General features: G+C 72.2%; 10 protein-coding genes. 5 read left to right on the forward strand and 5 right to left on the reverse strand.

Annotated features, from left to right (window positions below; translation table 11 throughout):
* Positions 1-8: 8 nt before the first annotated feature.
* Entirely contained in the window at positions 9-1733 is a 1725-nt protein-coding gene (locus OHS18_RS19035; RefSeq protein ID WP_328450741.1) for a non-ribosomal peptide synthetase, read from the reverse strand.
* A 179-nt stretch (positions 1734-1912) separates the two neighbouring features.
* Complete coding sequence (locus OHS18_RS19040) at positions 1913-3250, reverse strand: FAD-dependent oxidoreductase (RefSeq protein WP_328450739.1); 1338 nt, start codon at positions 3248-3250, stop codon at positions 1913-1915.
* 251 nt (positions 3251-3501) lie between these two features.
* On the opposite strand from OHS18_RS19040, the gene OHS18_RS19045 reads away from it, so the two are divergent.
* Together OHS18_RS19045 and OHS18_RS19050 are read left to right on the forward strand one after the other, a co-directional pair.
* Positions 3502-4269, forward strand: a complete 768-nt coding sequence (locus tag OHS18_RS19045; protein WP_328617942.1) for a DddA-like double-stranded DNA deaminase toxin — start codon at positions 3502-3504, stop codon at positions 4267-4269.
* Positions 4260-4649, forward strand: coding sequence for an Imm1 family immunity protein (locus OHS18_RS19050; RefSeq protein WP_328450735.1), 390 nt, complete (start codon positions 4260-4262; stop codon positions 4647-4649). The genes OHS18_RS19045 and OHS18_RS19050 overlap by 10 nt, the downstream gene beginning before the upstream one ends.
* A gap of 70 nt (positions 4650-4719) precedes the next feature.
* Here the strand turns inward: OHS18_RS19050 and OHS18_RS19055 are convergent, their stop codons facing one another.
* From OHS18_RS19055 to OHS18_RS19065, 3 genes are all read right to left on the reverse strand, one after another.
* Positions 4720-5508 (reverse strand): SDR family NAD(P)-dependent oxidoreductase, encoded by a 789-nt coding sequence (locus OHS18_RS19055; RefSeq protein ID WP_328450733.1) that lies wholly within the window; start codon positions 5506-5508, stop codon positions 4720-4722.
* 234 nt (positions 5509-5742) lie between these two features.
* Positions 5743-6531 (reverse strand): SDR family NAD(P)-dependent oxidoreductase, encoded by a 789-nt coding sequence (locus OHS18_RS19060; protein ID WP_328617943.1) that lies wholly within the window; start codon positions 6529-6531, stop codon positions 5743-5745.
* 107 nt (positions 6532-6638) lie between these two features.
* On the reverse strand, positions 6639-8069 hold the full coding sequence (locus tag OHS18_RS19065; RefSeq protein WP_328450729.1) for a sigma-70 family RNA polymerase sigma factor: 1431 nt from the start codon (positions 8067-8069) through the stop codon (positions 6639-6641).
* Between the two features lie 195 nt (positions 8070-8264).
* Here OHS18_RS19065 and OHS18_RS19070 point away from each other — a divergent pair, with 195 nt between their 5' ends.
* The 3 genes from OHS18_RS19070 (at position 8265) to OHS18_RS19080 (ending at position 16289) form a co-directional block, all read left to right on the forward strand.
* Positions 8265-9305: a methyltransferase gene (locus OHS18_RS19070; RefSeq protein ID WP_328450727.1), complete on the forward strand. Its 1041-nt coding sequence runs from the start codon at positions 8265-8267 to the stop codon at positions 9303-9305.
* 97 nt (positions 9306-9402) lie between these two features.
* Positions 9403-14634 carry a type I polyketide synthase gene (locus tag OHS18_RS19075; protein ID WP_328617944.1) on the forward strand — a complete coding sequence of 1744 codons (5232 nt, stop codon included), beginning with the start codon at positions 9403-9405 and terminating at the stop codon, positions 14632-14634.
* On the forward strand, positions 14631-16289 hold the full coding sequence (locus OHS18_RS19080) for a (2,3-dihydroxybenzoyl)adenylate synthase (RefSeq protein WP_328617945.1): 1659 nt from the start codon (positions 14631-14633) through the stop codon (positions 16287-16289). The genes OHS18_RS19075 and OHS18_RS19080 overlap by 4 nt, the downstream gene beginning before the upstream one ends.
* Positions 16290-16647 lie beyond the last annotated feature (358 nt).

Below are 16647 nucleotides of genomic sequence, written 5' to 3' on the forward strand. Positions count from 1 at the left end.
GGTCTCCCTCAGAGCACCTGGGCCAGGCCGGCCACGGTCGGAGTGTCGAAGAGCGTGTTGATCTTCAGTTCCACGCCCAGCTCGGCGCGGATCCGGTTGAGCAGGCGCATCGCCAGCAGCGAGTGGCCGCCCAGGTCGAAGAAGCTGTCGTCGACGCCGACCTCTTCGACGCCGAGCACCTCGGAGAACGCGCGGCAGAGCGCCTCTTCCTTGGGGCCGCTCGGCGCGCGGGACGCGCCCGCGGTCTCGAACTCCGGCTGCGGCAGCGCGGCCCGGTCGAGCTTGCCGTTGGCCGTCAGCGGCAGCTGCTCGACGACCACGAACGCGGCGGGCAGCATGTACTCGGGCAGGCGGGTGCGGACGCGCTCGCGGATGGCGCCCGCGTCGGGCTCGCCGTCCTCGGCGACCAGGTAGGCGACCAGCCGGACGTCGCCGGCCTTGACCTCGCGGGCGACGACGGCGACGTCGGCCAGGCCCGGGTGCCCGGAGATGGCGGCCTCGATCTCGGCCAGCTCGACCCGGAAGCCGAGGATCTTGACCTGGTCGGTGGCGCGGCCGACGAACTCGATCTCGCCGGCGGTGGTGCGGCGCACCAGGTCGCCGGTGCGGTACAGCCGGGCGCCGTCGGGGCCGAACGGGCTGGCGACGAAACGCTCGCCGGTCAGGTCCGGGCGGCCGGCGTAACCGAGGGCGACGCCGACGCCGCCGAAGTAGAGCTCGCCGACGGTGCCGTCGGGCACCGGGTCGAGCCGCTCGTCGAGCACGTGCAGCTCGACGCCGTCCATCGCGCGGCCGACGGGGACCACGGGGCCCGGCGTGTAGGGCGCGGTGATCGCGGAGTTGGTGCTGAAGACGGTGCCTTCGGTGGCGCCGTACATGGCCCGGACGACCAGGCCCGGGTTGACCTCGAGCACGCGGGCGACGGCGGTCGGCGCGATGACGTCGCCGCCGGTGAGGACCTCGCGGACGCCGGCGAGGCTCTCCGGGGCTTCCTCGGCCACGACGCGGAACAGGCCGGCGGTGAGGTGCACGCCGGTGATCGCGTTCCCGGCCAGCAGGGCGCCGAGGCCGGCGATGTCGAGCTTGCCCTCGGGGGCGACGAAGACCGTGCCGCCGTGCAGCAGCGGCACCCAGATCTCGTAGGTCGACACGTTGAACGCGTGCGGCGCGATGAGCAGGACGCGCTCGTGGTTGCCGGTGTCCCAGGTGGAGTCGAGCGCCAGGGCGAGGGCGTCGGTGTGGCGCACGGCCACGCCCTTCGGCTCGCCGGTGGAGCCCGAGGTGTACATGACGTACGCCGGGGCGTTCTCGTCCAGGGTGACCTCGGGCGCCGTCGCCGGCTGGTCCGAAAGGTCCTCCGCGGCCAGCACGATGTCGGAGACCGACGGGACGCCGAGGCCCTTCGACGCCGCGTCCGTGACGAGGATCGTGGCCTTCGAGTGGTCGATGATCCACTGGCGGCGGTCGGCCGGGTAGGCCGAGTGGATCGGCTGATAGAAGGCGCCGGCCTTGAGCGCGGCCAGGAACGTGACGACCACGTCGGCGCTGCGCTCGAGCAGCACGGCGACCGGGACGTCCGGGCCCGCGCCGAGACCGGTGAGGCGGTGCGCGAGCCGGTTGGCGCGCTCGTCGAGCTCCCGGTACGTCAGCGTGCGGTCCGGACCGGACACCGCCACCGCGTCGGGGGTTCGGGCGGCCTGCGCGGAGAACGCCTCGTGAACGGACCGGGCCATGATCACCACTCCAATTTCCTCGAATCCTGCAGCGCCGGTTCCGACGCTAACCACGGGCGCGGCGGGCCACGTCTCCGTCTTTGCGGGCTTGGATCCCCTGCCTGGCAAGGAGAATCCGGGGTCGGTGGGGCAGGCCGGCGAGCCCGCGGCCGTCGCCGCGGGCCTGCCGGCGGAACTCCTCAGGCGGCCTGGTCGGCCGCGCCGCCGGGCTGGTAGGACAGCACGCGCTGCACCAGCTCCGGGTCCATCAGCGCGGTCGGCGGGTCGATCAGCCCGGCCACGCGCATGAACGCCTTGACGATTTCCTGGTCCTTCGACGCGGCGTACTGCAGCAGGCCCATGAAGGCGTTGCCCTGCTCGATCTCCGGGGTGCGCTCCCCCTCGACGTCCGGGAAGGCGAGGTCACCGCTGGCCGAGACCGCCCACGGCGCGTCGACGACCTGGCCGATGTCGCGGAAGTAGGCGTACTGGTCGATGTCGCCGGCGCGCAGGTGCTCGCGCAGGGTGAACGCCTCCCAGGCGGCGACGCTCATGCCCTGGCCGTAGACCGGGTTGAAGCTGCAGATCGCGTCGCCGAGCACGAGCAGGCCGGCCGGGAACCGGTCCAGGTGCTCGTAACGGCGGCGGACGCTGGCCGGGAACCCGAACGACGTCGCGTCGTCGAGCGGCTCGGCGTCCTTGATGCCGTCGTAGACGTCGGGCACCGGCAACGACTTCGCGAAGGCGAGGAAACCCTCGTCGTCGGTCGGCGGGTGGTCGCCGAGGATGCCGGTGAGCGACACGATGCAGGTGTCCTCATCGGACAGTCCGAAGAACGCGCCGCGCGGGTGCTCCGGCGAAGCGACCGGGTTGATCGACCAGGTGTCGGTGAACGAGCCGGCCGGGCGGCGGTAGAACCGCGTGGTGTAGGCGAGCCCGATCTTGACGCGGTCCTCGCTGGGCCGCTCGTAGCCGAGCTGCTCCAGCCACGCCGGCGTCCGCGAGCCGCGGCCGGTGGCGTCGAGGACGAGGTCGGCGCGCAGCACCTTCTCGGTGCCTTCCTCGTCGCGCACCCGCACACCGATCACCCGCGAGTTGTCCGAAGTGGACACCAGGCCGAGGATGTCGTGCCGCTCCAGGTAGGTCACGTTCGGCAGCGCGGCGACCCGGGTGCGGACGTGGTTCTCCAGCACCGGGCGGGTCGGCGTCACCGAGACGAGGCCGGTGTGGGTGTAGGGCAGGCGCAGGCCGTTGAAGTACCAGCGCATCTCCCCCAGGTCGCCGACCGGGGCGCCGCTGGCGCGCAGCTCGTCGGTGAAGCCGGGGAAGAAGTCTTCGAGGACGCGCTGACCGCGCGCGTGCAGCCCGTGGGCGTGGCGGGTGTGCGGCGTGCCCTTGCGCGGGGTGGTGACCCCGAGCAGGACGTCCCGGTCGAGGACGAGGACGTCCTCGTAGGACTCCGACAGCACCCGGGCCGCCAGGCTGCCGGCCATGCTGCCACCCAGGACGACGGCGACGCTTCCGACCGGTCCGGACATGTGCCGGCCTCCTTGATGTGAGAGTTCGTGGACCGGCCGCCGTCCCCCAACGGCGGCCTGGTGCCCAGCCTCACATCCGGAACGGGGGCCGGACGTCTCATGGTTTGCCTGGCGGGCGCCTCGCAGCGGCACGAGGGAACGCTGGAAGAAATCCGCCTTGCGCCGCGATGGATCGCGACGCGGCGCACGATGGAAGAAATAGCGCGGTGACGCCCTCCTCATGTGAAGATCGAAAACGGGGGGAGGCGAGAGTGAACGATTTCGAGGCCGTGACCGCCGCCATCGCAGCCGGGATCGCGGCCATCGGACAGGCCCAAGAAGCCGCACGACAGTCGTCCGGTGCCCTGACCGAGGCAACCGCCGCACTGACCGAGGCCACCGCCGGGTCCGCGATCGCCGACCTGCCCGGTGTCACCCAGCGGGCCCGCGACAAGGTCGACGCGACCATCCGCCGGTTGAGCCGGGCATCGGAGCAGCTCCGGGCCTATTCAGCAGGCTTGGGACGCTCTACCGCGCAGCCGGCTCCGCAGCGCACCCCGCCGACAGCACAACCGCCGGCCGACCCGGCGAGCGATGCGAGTCCTCCCGTTCGGGTGCTGAAAGAGCGGCTCGACGAACTTCGCGCCGAGCTGCCACCTCCGGTCGAACAAGGGCGCGGGCAGAAGACACACGGCCGGTGGGTCGACACCCGGGGCCGGGTCCACGCCATGGTCAGCGAGTCCGACGAGTGGAAGGAGAAGGTCAACGCCGTGCTGACCGGCGAAGGGTGTCCCCGGGTGCCCATCGCGAGAGCATCGGATGTCGAGCTGAGGTTGGCCGCGATGATGCGCGAGAAGGGCGAATCAGACCCGGGCATGCGGCATGTCACCCTCGTGATCAACAACGTGCCGTGCCGAGGCCCGTACAGCTGTGACAGGCTGCTTCCGGTCGTGCTGCCCGATGGCTACACGATCACCGTGCACGGGACGGACGGTTACGTGAAGACCTACACCGGAGGGGGTGTGCCGCGATGGCGGTGACGGCGTACTACACACGCGAAGGTGCGAGCCTGACCGGCCCGGCCGAGGCCGACGAGCTGCTCACCCGCATGGCCGAAGACCGGAAGCCGGGTGAATTGCCGCGTATGGCGGCCCTCGAGCACGAAGAATCGGGTGCAGTCCTCGAAGCGGGGATCAATGGCGAGCGCGGCTTCGTCACCCACATCAGCCAGACCGGACGCAGCGCCCTCAGCACGAACGGATCGACCTCACGCGAGGTGATCGAATACGACGAGCAGGCTCATGTCCGGGAAGTCCCAGCGCACGCCGAGATCCCGGTCGGCCAGGTACGGGAAGCCGTCCGCCGGTTCGTCTCGTCCGGGGGCGCGCGGCCCGACAACGTCTCCTGGTCCGACGTCTGACCCGCACGCGGAAACGCCGAAGGGGATCCCCACCGGTGGTGAGGATCCCCTTCGGCGCCTTGGCCTCTTCTCAGCTCGGGAAGGTGCCGCTCGTGACGTTCACGAACGTGCCCGTGATCGCGCCCGCTCGCTCGGATGCGAGGAACGTCGCCGTGGCCGCAACCTCGGCCAGCGTGGGTGACTTCTTCGTCATCCGCATGCCGTCGAGGTGCTCCAGCACTCCCTGGAAGGCCTCCTCGTCCATCTCCTGGCCGCCGCTGTGGGCCGCGAGCTTCTCCCGGGACAGGGTCTCCGGCAGGCCCGCCGTCCAGATGCCCAGCACGCGGACGCCGGCCGGGCCGAGCTCCGCCGCGAGGTTGCGGAACAGCGTGTCCATCGCCGCGTCGGCCGGGCCGGTGGCGCCCATCATCGGGCTGCCGTTGGCCGAACCGCTGTTCAGGCCCAGGATCACTCCGGAGCCCTGCTCGGTCATGTGCCGGGCGGCCGCCCGGGCGGTGAGGTAGTTCGTGGTGAGCCCGGTCAGGACCGGCCCGGTCACGTCGTCGGCGATCATGTCGAGCAGCGGCGTGCCCTGCACGTCGCCGCGGCTGATCAGGTTGATCGAGATGTCCAGGCTGCCGCTTTCGGCCACCACCGTCTTCGCGTGCCGTTCCACTGCGGCTTCGTTCAGGGCGTTGACCACGTTGGCCTTCGCCCAGCCGCCGGCGTTGGTGATCTCCTTGACCACCGGGGTGAGGTTCTTGCGGGTGCGCCCGGCGCAGTAGACGCGGGCACCTGCCTTGGCGAACGCCTTCGCCACTTCACGGCCGATCGATCCACCGGCTCCGTAGACGATGGCGTTCTTGTTCTCCAGGGACATCTGGTTTCCTTTCCTGTTCGACGTGTGCCCGGTGCACACGGAAGGCCTGGCCCCCAGCCATCGCAGCGACCCGCAGCCGAACGGCGGAACGGGTCGACTATCCGAGCACATCGTTGTGCCATCGCGAGGCGGGCCGCATCTTCCGGATTGCGCTCACCGCATGCACCCGGCCGCACGGAGTTCAGGCGAAAGAGGTAATCCGCTGCTCCGGACGGCTGGTTCGCCGCAGCCGGATCAGCTCGGGAAGATGCCGCTCGTGACGTTCAGGAAGGTGCCCGTGATGGCACCGGCCTCCGGCGCGGCGAGGAACGTCGCGGTCGCGGCGACCTGGGCGAGCGTGGGCGACTTCTTGGTCATCCGCATGCCGTCGAGGTGCTGCAGCAGGCCCTGGAACGCGGCGTCGTCCATTTGCGGCGCGCCGCTGAACGCCGCGAGCTTCTCCGGGGACAGCGTTTCGGGCAAACCGGCCGTCCAGATCCCGGCGACGCGCACGCCGCTCGGGCCGATTTCGGCGGCCAGGTTGCGCACGAGGGTGTCGATCGCGCCGTCGGCGGAACCGGTCCCGCCCATCATCGGGCTGCCGTGCGCGGATCCGCTGTCCAGCGCGAGGATCACGCCGGAGCCCTGCTCGACCATGTGCCGGGCCGCCGCGCGCATGGTGATGAAGTTGGTGGTGATGCCGGTGACGACCGGGCTGGTGAAGTCCGCGACCTTCATGTCGATCAGCGGGATGCCCTGGACGTCGCCGCGGGTGATCAGGTTGATCGAGACGTCCAGGCTGCCACCCTCGACGACCACCGTCTTGGCGTGCTCCTCGACGGCCGACTCGTCGAGCGCGTCGAGCACGTCCACCGAGGCCGCGCCGCCGGCCGCCTCGATCTCGTCGGCCACGGCCTGCAGGGACTCCAGGGTCCGGCCGACCAGGAAGACGTGCGCGCCGTCGGCGGCGAACGCCTTGGCCACCGCCGCGCCGATCGAGCCGCCGGCGCCGTAGACGATCGCGTTCTTCTTCTCGAGCGACATCTTCGTGTCTCCTCCGCGTCTTCTCGCGTGCTGTGTTGCCCGCGTTGTCGGACATTGAGACGCACGCCCGCGCGAAAACTCATCGGTGCGGGCGGAGGGGATTTCGATCAGAGGGTCAGCGGGAGCCCGAAGGCCGGGAAGAGGTGCGGTTCGAAGGAGGTGATCTCGACGATCCGGCCGCCTTCGATGCGCAGCACGTCCAGGACCTGCGCCCGGTAGACGGTGGTGCCCGGACGGCGCAGGTACCCGGCCGCCGCGGGCATCCGGTTCGCGAAGGTCGGCAGGTGCTTCCACGTGCCCTGGAAGTGCGGCGACCCCGGGTCGATCGAGGGTTTGATGAACGCCATCATCGCGTCGCGGCCGACGAACCAGAACGGGTTCGGCGGCATGGTCAGCACGACGTCCTGGCTGAGCAGCTCGGCGACCACGGCGGCGTCGGCCTGGTCGGCCGCGTCCATGTAACGCTGCAGGATCTCGCGCTCTTCGCTGGTCGGGCGGGCCGTCGCGGTCCACTCGCTGCGCCGCTCGGGCAGGTGCCGGCGCAGGGCGGGCCGGGCCCGCTGCAGGGCGCTGTTGACCGAGGCGACGCTCATGTCCAGCTGCTCGGCGGTGTCGGCGGCCGGCCAGCCCAGGACGTCACGCAGGATCAGCACGGCCCGCTGCCGGGGCGGGAGGTGCTGGATGGCGGCCAGGAAGACCAGCTCCATCGTCTCCCGGGACACCGCGGCACCCTCGGGCTGCAGCTCGGTGGAGGCGACGTCCTCCAGCAGCGCGTCCGGGTAGGGCTGCAGCCAGGTCACCCGGGCGGGGGCCTCGGCGGCCCCGTTGTCCATCCCCGGCACCGGCTCGTACCGCTGCGGACGGCGCTCGTTGCGGCGCAGGAAGTCGAGGCAGGCGTTGGTCGCGATGCGGTAGAGCCAGGCCCGGAAGGTCGAGCGGCCCTCGAAGACGTCCTTCCGGTTCCAGGCCCGCAGGAAGGTCTCCTGCACCATGTCCTCGGCGTCGTCGTACGAGCCGACCATCCGGTAGCAGTGCACCTGCAGCTCGTGCCGGAACGGCTCGACCAGGCCCGCGAAGTCCCATTCGTCCCCGGCCCGGACGGCCGCGGTGACCAGCTCGTCCTCGCCCGCGCCTTCCGTAACGCCCTCGTCCGTGACGCTTTCTTCTTCCGTCACGGGGGCCGCCGTGACGCTTTGGGCGGCACCGGCCGGCCGGTTTTCCGTCACGACCGCGGCCGTGACGTTTTCGCCGGCGGCGGCGTCCCGGGCCAGCTGGGCGATCCGGCGGAGCTTGCCGACCGTCGAGGCGAGGTCGGTGACGTCGGTGTAGAAGTCCTCGGGCAGCTGCGGGGCCAGCCGGCGCACCCGGAGCTCGATGTCCGCGATCAGGTCCGGCACGGCGGCGCCGCCGTTCGGCTGCTGCCGCTCGCGGTAGGCCTTCTGCCGGCAGGCGGGCGAGCAGTACTTCGACGTCCGGCCGCGCCCGCTCGCGCGCCCGGGCAGGGGGTTGCCACAGCTGGGGCACCGGCCATCGGTCACGGCGTCGAATCTACGCAGGCGCCTTCGCGCTCGCCACCGCACCCGGCTCTCCCGTCGTGCCCTCGTCGCACCCGTGCGGGTGGCGGGCCGCCCGCACCGCAGAAATGGAGGCGCCCCCGGGTTTTCGCCCCGATCATCCTCGTATGCGGGCGAGCCGGGCCAGGCCGACCCATCCCCTGCGAAGGAGAACAAGCCATGGCGACGAGCGTCCCGATCTCGGGTGCGGATTACCTCCGGATCCTCATCCACGGCCACACCGCGTTCGAACTGCTGCGCACGGGTCTCGAGTTCGACCTGTTCCAGAAGCTCGAGGACAGCGGCGGCTTGGACGTCACCGAGACCGCGGAGGCGCTGGGCGTCGAGGAGTACCCGGCGCGCGTCCTGCTGCTCGGCCTGGCGTCGCTGCTGCTGATCGAGAAGGAGGACGGCAAGTTCGTCAACACCGAACTCGTCCGCCGCAAGCTGCTCAAGAGCGGCGAGCGGTTCCTCGGCCCGCTGATCGACATCCAGGACAAGATCATCAACAAGACCCTGGTGGACTTCGCCGAGTCGATGCGGCAGAGCACCAACGTCGGCCTGCGCCACCTCGAGGGCCCCGGCGACACGCTCTACTCGAAGCTCACCGCGACGCCGGACCTGCAGAAGGTCTTCTACGACAACATGGGCGACGCCTCGAACCGCGCGTTCGAGCAGTTCCTGGAGCACTACGACTTCAGCCACGTCAAGCACGCGATCGACATCGGCGGCGGTGACGGCACCAACTCGGTCAAGCTGGCCGAGCGCTACCCCGAGCTCGAGGTCACGGTGTTCGACCAGGAGAGCGTCACCCGGCTCGCCGCGGACAAGATCGAGGACCCGTCGGTCCGCAAGCGCGTCCACTTCCACCCGGGCGACATGCTGACCGACCGGCTGCCCGAGGGCGCCGACGCGATCCTGTTCTTCCACATCTACGAGATCTGGTCGCTCGAGCGGAACACCGAGCTGCTGCGCAAGTGCTACGACGCGCTTCCCGAGGGCGGCACGGTGCTGGTCTACAACTTCGTCTCCAACGACGAGGGCACCGGCTCGCTCTCGGGCGGGCTCGTCTCGCCGTACTTCCTGGCGCTGGCCTCGGGCGAGGGCATGACCTGGTCGGCCGCGGACATGGAGAAGTCCGTGCGCGACGCCGGTTTCTCGCGGGTCGAGCGGTTCGCCGACCTCGGCTTCAGCCACGCCCTGGTGGTGGGCCACAAGTAGCCCGGCGCCCGATCCGGGCGGGCCGGAACCGGCTCGCCCGGATCTTCGGTGTCCCAGCCCGGCGCCCGCCGCTCGCGGGACGAACGAAAGAAGGCCGATGAACTTCCCCGAACCCGTCGCCATCATCGGGATGGCTTGCCGTTTCGCCGCGGGAATCGAGTCACCAGAGTCGTTCTGGGCCCTCCTGCGCGACGGTGGCGACACCGTCGGCGAGCTGCCCGCGGACCGCTGGGAGTGGCACGCCGGCCAGAGCCGGGAGCACGCCGCGGTGGTCCGGGACGTGACCAAGCGCGGCGCGTTCCTGGACAACGTCAAGGAGTTCGACGCCGACTTCTTCGACGTCACGCCCCGCGAGGCCGCGCTGATGGACCCGCAGCAGCGGATCACGCTGGAGCTGGCGTGGGAGGCGCTGGAGCACGCGGGGATCCCGCCGCGCTCGCTGGGCGGCACGGACGCCGGGGTGTTCATGGGGGTCGGCGCCGACGACTACGGCCGCCGCCTGCTGGAGGACCTGCCGCGGATCGAGGCCTGGACCGGGATCGGCAGCTCGTTCTGCGCGGTCGCCAACCGCGTCTCCTACGTGCTCGACCTGCACGGGCCCAGCATGGTCGTGGACACGGCCTGTTCGTCCTCGCTGGTCTCGATCCACCTGGCCGCCCAGGCGCTGCGTTCCGGCGAGTGCCCGGTCGCCCTGGCCGGCGGCATCCTGGTGATGGCCGGCCCGGGGCTTTCGGTCGTGCTCGACGCGGCCGGCGCCACCTCGCGCGACGGGCGCAGCAAGTCGTTCGACGCCTCCGCCGACGGTTACGGCCGCGGCGAGGGCGGCGGCGTCGTCGTGCTCAAGCTGCTCAAGGACGCCCGCCGCGACGGCGACCGGGTGCTCGCGGTCGTCCGCGGCAGCGCGGTGCAGCAGGACGGCAAGACCAACGGGATCATGGCGCCCAACGGCGAGGCGCAGGCCAACCTGATGCGCAAGGCCTACACCGCCGCGGGGATCGACCCGGCGACGGTCGGTTACGTCGAGGCGCACGGCACCGGCACCAACGTCGGCGACCCGCTCGAAGCGGGCGCGATGACCGCGGTGTTCGGCGCCGGCCGCACGCCCGACACGCCCTGCCTGATCGGCTCGGTCAAGCCGAACGTCGGCCACCTCGAAGCCGGCGCCGGCGTCGCCGGGGTGATCAAGACCGTGCTGGCCCTGCAGCACGGCGAGATCCCGGCCAGCCTGAACTTCACCACGCCGAACCCGAAGATCCCCTGGGCCACTTCGGGTCTGCGCGTGGTCACCGAGAACACGCCGTGGCCGCAGAGCGTCGCGCCGCGGCGCGCCGGGGTCTCCGGGTACGGCTACGGCGGCACCATCGCGCACGTGATCCTGGAGGCGGCCGACGAGGCCGACGCCGAGGCCGGCCCGGCCGCGGCGACCGGGACGCCGCGGGTGCTCCCGCTGTCCGGGGCGACCGAGACCGCCGTCGCGAAGTACGCCGGCCGGCTGGCGAACTGGCTGGCCCGCAACCCCGACACCACGCTGGCCGACGTCGGCCACACGCTTTCGCAGCGGCGCCAGCACTTGCCGCACCGCGCGACCGTCGTCGCCGACACCACCTTCACGCTGCGCGCGAAGCTGGCCAACTTCGCGGCGGGCACCGGCGGGACGTCCGGGCGCGCGCTGCCCGAGACGTCACGCCAGGACCTGGTCTGGGTCTTCTCCGGGCACGGCTCGCAGTGGATCGGCATGGCCCGCGAGCTGCTCGCGACCGAACCGGCGTTCGCCGCCGTGATCGACACGATCGAGCCGATCTTCCAGGCGGAGATGGGCGTCTCGCCGCGCGCGACCATCGGCTCGGACGACGAGCAGCCGGTCGACGTCGTCCAGCCGATGATCTTCGCCGTCCAGGTCGCCCTGGCCGCGCTGTGGCGCGACCGCGGGGTCCACCCCGACGCCGTGATCGGGCACTCCGTGGGCGAGATCGCCGCGGCCGTCACGTCCGGGATGCTCACCCTCGAACGCGGCGCCCGGCTGGTCTGCCGGCGGTCCCTGCTGCTGCGCCAGGTCGCCGGGAACGGCGCGATGGCCATGGTGAACCTGCCGCCGGAAGAGGCCCGCCGCCGTCTCGCCGGCCGTACCGACGTCGCCGTCGCGGTCGCCGCCGCCACCGGTTCGACCGTGTTCTCCGGCGACATCGACGCCGTCCAGGAGATCAGCGAGTCGTTCGGGGCCGAGGGACTCGTCGTGCGCCGCGTCGACTCCGACGTCGCGTTCCACAGCCCGCACATGGACCCGCTGCTGGAGTCGCTCGCCGCGGCCGCCGCCGACCTGCCCCCGACGCCGGCCGGGATCCCGGTATACAGCACCGCCCTGGCCGACCCGCGTTCGGAGGCCCCGCGCGATGGCGCGTACTGGGCGACGAACCTGCGCGGCACGGTCCGGTTCGCCGAGGCCGTCGCGGCCGCGGCGGCCGACGGCTACCGGCTGTTCGTCGAGGTCTCGCCGCACCCGGTGGTCGAGCACTCGATCAACGAGACCCTCGACGAGCTGGGCATCACCGACGCCGTCGTCACGCACTCCCTGCGCCGCAACCGGCCCGAGCGCGAAACCCTGCTGGGCAACCTCGGCGCGCTGTACTGCGCCGGCGTCGACGTCGACTGGGCCGCGCACTGGCCGGCCGGCTCGCTGGTGGACGTGCCGACCACGGCGTGGCAGCGCAAGGAGCACTGGGTCGACGACTCGGTCGGCCGGTCGTTCCTCACCGAGCAGCACGACCTCGAGAGCCACACGCTGCTCGGCGGCCGGATCAACGTGCACGGCGCGAACCCGGCGCAGGCCTGGCTGACCTACCTGGACCGCGACTCGCGGCCGTACCCGGGCGACCACCCGGTGCGCAAGGTCGAGATCATCCCGGCCGCGGTGCTGCTCAACAGCTTCCTCACCGCCGCGGCGACCGCGAAGGGCACCTGGCACGAGATCTCCGACGTCGCGCTGCGCGTGCCGGTGAGCGTCACCCGGCCCCGGCACCTGCAGATCGTGCTGCAGGACGGCGCGTTCCGGCTGTCGTCGCGGATCATCGAGGACGGTCAGAGCGACGACGGCGACGACAAGGGCTGGGTCACCCACACGACCGCGTCCGTCTCGCCGTTCGCCGGCAAGATCCGCGGCCAGCGCTCGGATGCGCAGACCACCGAGGACCTGCCGACCGGGTACGTCATCGACCGGCTCGCCACGCTCGGCGTCGCGGCGATGGGCTTCCCGTGGGTCGTCGAGGAAATCCGGCGCGGGGACGGCACCCTCGTGGTCACCGTCAACACCGACCCCGGCTCGGACGAGCTGCCCGAGACCTGGGCGCCGCTGCTCGACGGCGCGCTGTCGGCGGCTTCGGTCGCCTTCGGCGGGCCGCCGATCCTGCGGATGCCCGCCCACATCCACCGCGTCACGCTCGCCGCGCAGTCGCCGTCCCGGGCGCGGGTGACCGTGCGCGTGGTCGCCGACGACACCGTGGACGTCGAGATCGCCGACCTCGACGGGACCGTCGTCGGCCGGCTGGCCCGGCTGCGCTACGGCGTGCTGGACAGCGAAGCCGGCGCCGTGACGAGCCCGCGCCAGGTCGTGCACCGGCTGGGCTGGCGCCCGGCCGAGGGCACCGCTTCGGGCGCGGCGCTGAACCTCGTGCTGGTCGGGCCGGACTCGCCGGTGCTGCGGCGGGTCACCACCGGGCTCGACGCGCTCGGCGTCGCGCACCTGGTCACGGCCACGCCCGAGGCGCTGCCCGAGGGCTTGCTGAGCCGCGAGCACACGCTGCTCGTGGTGCCCGCCGCCGGCGCGTCCGGGGACGCCGCCGCCGACGGGGCCTGGCTGCTCGCCCGCACGGCCCAGCGCGTCGCCGCGACCGGCGAGACGAAGGCCGCGCGCGTCTGGTGCCTCACCGAAGGCGTCCGCGAGAGCGCCGACGCCGGTTCGCTCGGCCACAGCTCCGTCTGGGGTGTCGGCCGGGTCGTCGGCGGCGAGTACCCGGACCTCTGGGGTGGCGTCGTCGACATCGGACAGTCCGAAGAGGACATCCGGGGCCTGGTCGACGTGCTGCGCACGATCCGCGGCGAGGACGTCGTCGTCGTCCGCGACGGAGCGGCCGAAGTGGGGCGCCTGCTGCGGATCGAGGGCGAGCCGGTCAAGCAGCGGCTCGAAGGCCGGCCGCACGCGACTTACCTGGTCACCGGCGGCCTCGGCACGCTGGGCCTGGAGGTCGCGCACTGGCTGGCCGACCGCGGCGCCCGGCGGATCGTGCTCGCCGGCCGGCGCGGGCTCCCGCCGCGCGCCCGCTGGGCCGAGCTGACCGACGAGGCCGAGATCGCCGCGGTCGACTCGGTGGTCGCGCTGGAACGCCTGGGTGTCACCGTGTTCCCGGTCGCCGTGGACGTCTCCGACGCCGACGACGTCGCCGCGAAGCTCTCGCCGGACGCGCTGGGGCTGCCGCCGTTCCGCGGCGTGGTGCACGCCGCCGGCGTGCTCGACGACCGCACGCTCGGCCGGCTCGACGAGGCGTCGCTGCGCCACGTCATGCGGCCGAAGGTCGAAGGCGCGCTGAACCTGCACGCGCTGTTCCCGCCGGGGTCGCTGGACTTCTTCGTGCTGTTCTCCTCGTGCGGCCAGCTGCTCGGGCTGCCCGGGCAGGCCAGCTACGCGGCGGGCAACGCGTTCCTCGACGGGCTCGCCGCCCACCGGCGCGTCGCCGGGGACGCCGGGGCGGCCAGCTACGCGTGGACGTCGTGGCGCGGGCTGGGCATGTCGACCTCCACCGCGGTGATCGACGCCGAGCTAGCCGCCCGCGGCACGGCCGACATCAGCGCCACCGAGGCGTTCGGCGCCTGGGACCTGGCCACCCGCCACGACCTCGGGTACGCCGTGATGCTGCGGACGCTGCCGGCCGAGCCGGGGGTGCGGAAGCTGGCGCTGCTGTCGGAGCTGCCGGAGGAGGCCGCGGCCGGCGCCACGGCCGCCGACCTGGTCGACGTCCCGTGGGCCGGGCTCACCGGCGCCGAGCTGACGGCCGCCGTCACCGAGGAGATCCGCAAGCAGGTCGCGACCGAGACCGGCCTCGCACCGTCCGAAGTGGACATCCGGCGGCCGCTGATCGAGATGGGTCTCGACTCGGTGATGACCGTGCGGATCCGGCGCGGGCTGGAGCGGCGCTTCCGGTTCCCGCTGCCCGCGACGTTGTTCTGGGACCGCCCGACCATCGACGCGGTCGCTTCGCTGCTGACCGAGCGGATGGCCCAGGAGATGGCCCCAGAGATGTCTCAGGAGATGTCTCAGGACACCGAGGGGACGGCATGAGTTTCGACGGTTTTGTGCCCTGGCCGCAGGATCTGGCGCACGCGTACCGCGCGGCCGGGGTCTGGCCCGGGCGCACGATGGGGTCGTACCTGTGGGAGTGGGCCGGGGATCGGGGTGACCGGGTCGCCGTCGTCGACGGGGCGACCCGGCTGACCTACCGCGACCTCGCGGTGCGCGCGGACGCGCTGGCCGTGCGGCTGGGCGAGCGCGGGCTGGGGCGCGGGGACACGGTCTTGGTGCAGCTGCCGAACACGTGGGAGTTCGCGGTCGTGACGGCGGCCCTGCTGCGCCTCGGCGTCGTCCCGACGATGATGCTGCCGCCGCACCGCGACCACGAGCTGACGGCCATCGGCGCGCACGTCGGGGCGCGCGCCCTGGTCGTGCCCGGCACCTGGCGCGGGTACGACCACCAGCAGCTGGCGTTCCGGGTGGCCGCGGCCTTGCCCGGGCCGGCGGAGGTGCTGGTGGTCGGCGACGACGTCGCCGAGGGCGCGATCGACGTCCGGTCGCTGCTGTCGCCCGACGGCGACGTCGAGGCGCGGCGGCGGTGGCTGGACGAGCACGGGCCGTCGCCGTCGGACATCGCCGTGTTCCTGCTGTCGGGCGGCACCACGGGCGTGCCGAAGGTGATCAGCCGGACGCACGACGACTACCTGTTCAACATCGTCCACACCGCGCGGGCGTGCGCGTTCGGCGAGGACACCGTGTACCTCGCGGTGCTGCCGGCCGGGCACAACTTCCCGCTCGCCAGCCCGGGCCTGCTCGGCGCGCTGCACGCGGGCGGGCGCGTCGTGTTCTCGGCGTCCCCCCGGGCGGAACCGGTGTTCGCGGCGATCGAGGCCGAGCGCGTCACGGCGACGTCGGCGGTGCCGGCCGTCGTGCTGAAGTGGATGGACGCGGCGGCCACGCTGAAGCCGGACCTGTCCAGCCTGCGGTACCTGCACGTCGGCGGCTCGATGCTGGCGCCGGACATCGCGGAGCGGATGGCGCGGACGCTCGACTGCCGGCTGCAGCAGGTGTACGGGATGGCCGAGGGCCTGGTCTGCTACACCCCGCCGGACGCGTCCGACGAGGTGGCGTTCGGCACGCAGGGGCCGCCGGTCAGCGCGTTCGACGAGCTGCTGGTCGTCGACGAGGACGGCTCGCCCGTGCCCCCCGGGGAGATCGGCGAGCTGCTGACGCGCGGCCCGGGCACCCCGCGCGGCTACTACGGCGTCCCGGACCAGAACCGCCTGTCGTTCACCGAGGACGGCTGGTTCCGCACGGGCGACCTGGTCCGCATCACGACCGACGGCCACGCGGTCGTCTGCGGCCGGGTGAAGGACCTGATCAACCGCGGCGGCGAGAAGATCTCGGCCGGCGAGGTCGAGACGCTGATCCAGGAACTGCCGGAGGTCGCGGAGGTGGCGGCGGTCCCGTCCCCGGACCCGGTGTACGGCGAGCGCGTCTGCGCGTTCGTCCGCTTCCACGGCGGCTGCTCGTTGTCCCTGGCCGAAATCACCCGCCTCCTGACGGAGCGCGGCCTGGCGGCGTTCAAGATCCCGGAGCGCCTGGAAGTCCTGGACGCCTTCCCGCACACCGCAGTGGGGAAAGCCGACAAAAAAGCCCTGAAAGTCCTGCTGGCGGACCTGGACACCCTCCCCCGCGCCGCGTAGATCTCTTCGCCCGGGCCCCGCGACCCCCACGTCGCGGGGCCCGTCGCCGTGTCGACCCCCCGATCACGCGTGATGTCCCTTCAATCACACGTGATGCCCACTGATCGCGAGTGTGCCCGCCCAAGCGCATGACTTGCCCCGGCGAGCACCCGATTTCCGCCTTCCGGCAGGCGACGTCGTGCTCAAGAAGGCATCTCACGTGATCCGCCGGGCATCACGTCGGTTCCCGAACTCCGGTCTCGCGTGATTGGGGGGTCGACTCGCGTGATTAGCGGGTCAACTCGCGTGATCGGGGGGTCGACACGGCAAAGCGAAGGCCGCCGCCCGGGTGCAGGGGGACCCGGGCGACGGCCTTCGC

The sequence above is a fragment of the Amycolatopsis sp. NBC_00355 genome (assembly GCF_036104975.1).
In the GTDB taxonomy this organism is placed as follows: domain Bacteria; phylum Actinomycetota; class Actinomycetes; order Mycobacteriales; family Pseudonocardiaceae; genus Amycolatopsis.

Coding starts and splice junctions, on each gene's coding strand:
- OHS18_RS19075 (WP_328617944.1), top strand. CDS start 9,403: ATGAACTTCCCCGAACCCGTCGCCATCATCGGGATGGCTTGCCGTTTC.
- OHS18_RS19035 (WP_328450741.1), bottom strand. CDS start 1,733: ATGGCCCGGTCCGTTCACGAGGCGTTCTCCGCGCAGGCCGCCCGAACC.
- OHS18_RS19060 (WP_328617943.1), bottom strand. CDS start 6,531: ATGTCGCTCGAGAAGAAGAACGCGATCGTCTACGGCGCCGGCGGCTCG.
- OHS18_RS19070 (WP_328450727.1), top strand. CDS start 8,265: ATGGCGACGAGCGTCCCGATCTCGGGTGCGGATTACCTCCGGATCCTC.
- OHS18_RS19040 (WP_328450739.1), bottom strand. CDS start 3,250: ATGTCCGGACCGGTCGGAAGCGTCGCCGTCGTCCTGGGTGGCAGCATG.
- OHS18_RS19050 (WP_328450735.1), top strand. CDS start 4,260: ATGGCGGTGACGGCGTACTACACACGCGAAGGTGCGAGCCTGACCGGC.
- OHS18_RS19080 (WP_328617945.1), top strand. CDS start 14,631: ATGAGTTTCGACGGTTTTGTGCCCTGGCCGCAGGATCTGGCGCACGCG.
- OHS18_RS19055 (WP_328450733.1), bottom strand. CDS start 5,508: ATGTCCCTGGAGAACAAGAACGCCATCGTCTACGGAGCCGGTGGATCG.